This window comes from Streptomyces sp. SID1328, assembly GCF_009865595.1.
GTDB classification, from domain to species: domain Bacteria; phylum Actinomycetota; class Actinomycetes; order Streptomycetales; family Streptomycetaceae; genus Streptomyces; species Streptomyces griseoluteus.
Window position 1 is genome coordinate 1 of record NZ_WWKH01000563.1, and the last position, 4624, is coordinate 4624.

Genomic DNA, 4624 nt, shown 5'->3' on the forward strand with positions numbered 1-4624 from the left:
CCGTCCCGCTCACCGGTGACGCCGACCCCGTCCCGGTCCGCTTCGGCCCGGCCGAGTAGATGGCCGCGGCGCTGGACGACGAGCTGCGCGCGCTCGCGGAGCTGCACGGCGTAGCCACCTCCTACAGCCCCTCCCCGGAGATCATCGTCGCGGTGCCCGCCCCCGCCGTGATCGCCGCCCTGGCCGCCCTGGACGTCGACGCGAGCAGCCCGGACGCCGTCCGTGCCGCGCTCGCCGAGCGGGAGCGCGAGCTGCGGGAGCGACTGCTGCCGCCTACCGTGGTCCGCTGGACCGGCCAGCCCGTCGCAGGCACCGGCACCCCCGCCCTCCCGGACCCCTTCGACGTCCTTCCGCCCGGCACCCGGATGGAGATCGACACCGAGCAGGGCGAGCGGCACACCTCCGTCGACGACCTCCCCACCGGTGTCCACCACGTCACCGTCACCGCCCCCGACGGACGCACCGGCCACGCCCACCTCATCGTCGCCCCCGAGCGCCTCCCCGCCCCGGCGGGCCGCTCCTACGGCCTGCTCGCCCAGCTCTACTCCGTGCTCTCCCACCGCTCCTGGGGCATGGGCGACCTCGGGGACCTCGCCGAGCTGGCCGCCTGGGCCGGACGGACCCACGGCGCCGGATTCGTGCAGGTCAACCCGTTGCACGCGGCCGTACCCGGCGCCCCCACCGACCCCTCCCCGTACCGCCCCTCCTCCCGCCGCTTCCCCGACCCGGTGCACCTGCGCGTCGAGGACGTCCCGGAGTACTCCTACGCCGAGCTGAACCCCCGGCTGCGCGAGCGGGCCGAGAGGCTGCGCGCCGACGTGCTCGACAAGGGTGCCCTCATCGACCGTGACGCGGTGTGGGAGCTGAAGCGCCAGGCGCTGGAACAGGTCGTACGGGTCCCGCTCGGCCCCGGCCGGCAGGCCGCGTACGACGCCTTCCGCGCGGAGGAGGGCCAGGCGCTGGAGGACCACGCCACCTGGTACGCGCTGGCCGAGGAGCACGGCCCGGACTGGCGGACCTGGCCCGAGCCGCTGCGCGACCCCCGCTCGGCGGAGACCGCGCGCGCCCGCGCCCGCCTCGCGGACCGGGTCGAGTTCCACACCCGGCTCGCCTGGCTGACCGACGGGCAGCTCCGCGCCGCCCAGCGGGCCGCCGAGGAGGCCGGGATGCCGATCGGGATCGTGCACGACCTCGCGGTCGGCGTGCATCCGGTCGGCGCCGACGCCTGGTCCCAGCAGGACCACTTCGCCGCCGGGATGTCGGTGGGCGCGCCGCCCGACGCGTTCAACGCGCGCGGCCAGGACTGGGGCCTGCCGCCCTGGCGCCCGGACCGCCTCGCGGAGTCCGGCCACCTCCCGTACCGGCTGCTGCTGCGCGCCCTGTTCCGGTACGCGGGCGCGCTGCGCATCGACCATGTGATGGGCCTGTTCCGGCTCTGGTGGGTCCCCGAGGGCAGCCCGCCCACCGACGGCACCTACGTCCGCTACGACGCCGAGGCGATGCTCGCCCTGCTCGCGCTGGAGGCGTCCCGCGCGGGCGCGCTGGTGATCGGGGAGGACCTGGGCACCGTCGAGCCCGGCGTACGGGAGACGCTCCAGCGGCGCGGGGTGCTGGGCACCTCCGTGCTGTGGTTCGAGCGGGACTGGACCGGCGACGGCCGCCCGCTGCCCCCGGAGAGCTGGCGCGAGGACTGCCTGGCCACCGCGACCACGCACGACCTGCCGCCCACGGCCGCCCGGCTCACCGGTGAGCACGTCGACCTGCGGGAGAAGCTCGGCCTGCTCATCAAGTCCGGTGCCGACGAGCGGGCGGACGCGGTCGCGGACACCGCCGAGTGGCTGGCGCTGCTGGGCAGCCTCGGGCTGCTGGACGCCCCGGCCGCCGGGCCGGCCGGCAGCGACGAGGAGGCCGAGATCCAGGGCTTCCACCGGTTCCTGCTGCGCACCCCGGCCCGGCTGGTCGGCATCTGGCTCCCGGACGGCATCGGGGACCGGCGCCCGCAGAACGTGCCCGGCACCTGGGACCAGTACCCGAACTGGCGCCTGCCGGTGTCCGACCCCCAGGGGCGTCCGGTGCCGCTGGAGGAGCTGACGGCGTCCCCGAGGCTGGGGGCGCTGCTGGCCGCGGTGCGGGCGGGGCTGGGGCACAGCGGACCCTGAGGGCCGTCGAGGCCGCGCGTACGGCACCCCGGACGCGCGGCCGGTGCGGCGGTTCGCTAACTTGGGGAGCGTGGACAAGAAGAACGCCCTGCGCGCCGGAGCCCTGGCGGCCGGCACGACGCTGATGATGCTGCTCATGTCGTCCCCCGCGCTCGCGCTCAGCCGCGACGACGGTGACGACCCCGGCCCCGGTCTCTCCGCCTGGGAGACCATCGGTCTCTACGTGCTGATCCCGCTGGGCCTGTTCGTCGTCATCGCCGGTCTGGTGATGGTGCTGGACAAGTCGCGGTCGGGCTCGTGCGCCCCGAAGAGCTGACGGACCTCAGGTCCCGGCCGGGGGCGCCTGTCCACCCGCGCACGCGCGGCCGGACGGCGCCCCCGGCGCGTTTCCTCCCCCCGTGCCCCCGAGGAGCCGCGGATGGCAGGCACCACCGGCGTCGTCGTAGTGGGCTGCGGCCCGACCGGACTGCTCCTCGCCGGTGATCTGGCGGAGGCCGGCGTCCCGGTCACCGTGCTGGAGAAACGTCCGCCCGGCATCAGCAACCTCACCCGCGCCTTCGCGCTGCACGCCCGCACGCTGGAGCAGCTCGACATGCGGGGCCTCGCCGACGAACTCGAGTCCCTGGGCCACCCGATGACGCGGCTCGGGCTCTTCGACGGCCTCACCCTCGACCTCTCCGAACTCCCCACCCGCTTTCCGCACGTCCTGGTGATCCCGCAGTACGAGGTCGAGCGGGTGCTGGAGCGCCGGGCGCGTGAGGCGGGCGCCGAGTTCCGCCACGAGGCCGAGGTGACCGCGCTGACGCAGGACGCGTCCGGGGTGACGGTCCTCGGGCGGGGCATGGAGCCGCTGCGGGCCTCGTACGTGGTGGGGGCGGACGGGATGCGGAGCGCGGTACGGGAGGCGGTGGGGCTGCCGTTCCCGGGCCGCTCGGTCATCCGCTCGGTGGTCCTCGCGGACGTACGGCTCTCCGAGGACCCGCCGGACCTGCTCACCGCGGGCACGACGGGGGACGCCTTCGCCCTCCTCATCCCCTTCGGCGACGGCTACCACCGGGTCGTCGGCTGGCACCGCTCCCACGACGTCCCCGACGACGCGCCGCTCGACCTCGCCGAGATCCGGGACATCGTCCGCGCCGCCCTCGGCCGGGACTACGGCATGCACGACCCCCGCTGGCTGTCCCGCTTCCACAGCGACGAACGCCAGGCCCCCACGTACCGCGCGGGCCGCGTCCTCCTCGCCGGCGACGCCGCCCACGTCCACTCCCCGGCGGGCGGCCAGGGCATGAACACGGGCCTCCAGGACGCGGCGAACCTGAGCTGGAAACTGGCGGCGGTCCTCAACGGCCGCGCGGACGCGTCCCTCCTGGACACCTACGACACCGAACGCCACCCGGTGGGCCGCACGGTCCTGCGCAGCAGCGGCAGCCTGATCCGCCTGGCCATGGCCAACCGTCCGTGGACGAGGGCTCTCCGGTCACTCCTGGCAACCCTGGCCACCCACGCCCCCGCCCTGCGCCGCAAAGCCCTCCACCAGGTAACGGGCCTCGGCTACTCCTACGGCCCCGGCCCCCTCACCGGCAAACGGGCCCCGGACATCCCCTTGCCGGGCAACACCCGCCTCTACGAGGCCCTGCGCCCGGGCAACTTCGTCCTGCTGACGCAGGCCCCGTACGAGGACGCCGACCGCCCCCACCTCACCACATCCGCGTGGGCCGGCCCCCGGACGCTCTTGATCCGCCCGGACGGCCACATCGCCTGGACGGCAAAGTCCCCGTCCCCAACAGAGCTGGAACAGGCCCTGCGTGACCACGTGGGCCCACCGGATCACCCGACCCGGACCTCATAACGAAGCCGCTGCCGATGCCCGGGCATCACGATGAGGTCGGCCTGAACAGCCCGGCCGTCTTCGTCGAAAGTCACCCGGCTGACCCGCAACACAGGTTCCCCTGCTGCCAGTCGCAGCACCTCCCGCTCCTCCGGTGACGGCATCCCAGCGGTGACGTCCTCCCGGACTCGAACCCCCCGATACCCCAGCTCGGCCAACAGCGCCACAGCCCCGCCAGGAATCCTCCCCCGCTCGGCGAGCCGGGTCCCGCGGGCGATGGCGACGGGGTAGTGGCTGTCGGTCAACTCGCAGGCGGCACCGTCCAGCTCGATGACCCGCCGCCGCGCAACCACAGCCTCCCCGGCCTCCACCCCCAACAGGCCGGCAACCTCCTCCGAGGCCCCCACCTCCCCGGCATACACAATCCGCTGGCTCCCCTTTCCCCCCTTGGCCGCAGCCTCGGCCGCCCAGACGTCCCCCTGCCCGGCCTCCTGAGGGGCCAGATACGGCATCGACGTGCTGGTCCATGCGCTGTCGCTCACGGTGCCTCCCAAATACAGGGGGGGCGCCCGGCACGATGCCGGGCGCCCCCCCTCTCGACAGCTGGCCGGTTACGCGGAAGCCGCGTCCGCCCGCT

4 protein-coding genes are annotated in these 4624 nt (G+C 74.9%); 3 read left to right on the forward strand and 1 reads right to left on the reverse strand.

Annotated elements, in window-relative coordinates:
* Nucleotides 1-59 precede the first annotated feature (59 nt).
* The 3 genes from malQ to GT030_RS17870 all read left to right on the forward strand — a co-directional run bounded on the left by malQ (nucleotide 60) and on the right by GT030_RS17870 (nucleotide 4008).
* On the forward strand, nucleotides 60-2159 hold the full coding sequence (gene malQ, locus GT030_RS17860; protein ID WP_161201938.1) for a 4-alpha-glucanotransferase: 2100 nt from the start codon (nucleotides 60-62) through the stop codon (nucleotides 2157-2159).
* 70 nt (nucleotides 2160-2229) lie between these two features.
* Nucleotides 2230-2475, forward strand: a complete 246-nt coding sequence (locus GT030_RS17865; RefSeq protein ID WP_161201939.1) for a hypothetical protein — start codon at nucleotides 2230-2232, stop codon at nucleotides 2473-2475.
* Between the two features lie 102 nt (nucleotides 2476-2577).
* Complete coding sequence (locus tag GT030_RS17870) at nucleotides 2578-4008, forward strand: FAD-dependent monooxygenase (RefSeq protein WP_161201940.1); 1431 nt, start codon at nucleotides 2578-2580, stop codon at nucleotides 4006-4008.
* Here the strand turns inward: GT030_RS17870 and GT030_RS17875 are convergent.
* Nucleotides 3987-4529, reverse strand: coding sequence for a UTRA domain-containing protein (locus GT030_RS17875; protein ID WP_161201941.1), 543 nt, complete (start codon nucleotides 4527-4529; stop codon nucleotides 3987-3989). The genes GT030_RS17870 and GT030_RS17875 overlap by 22 nt on opposite strands.
* Between the last annotated feature and the right edge of the window lie 95 nt (nucleotides 4530-4624).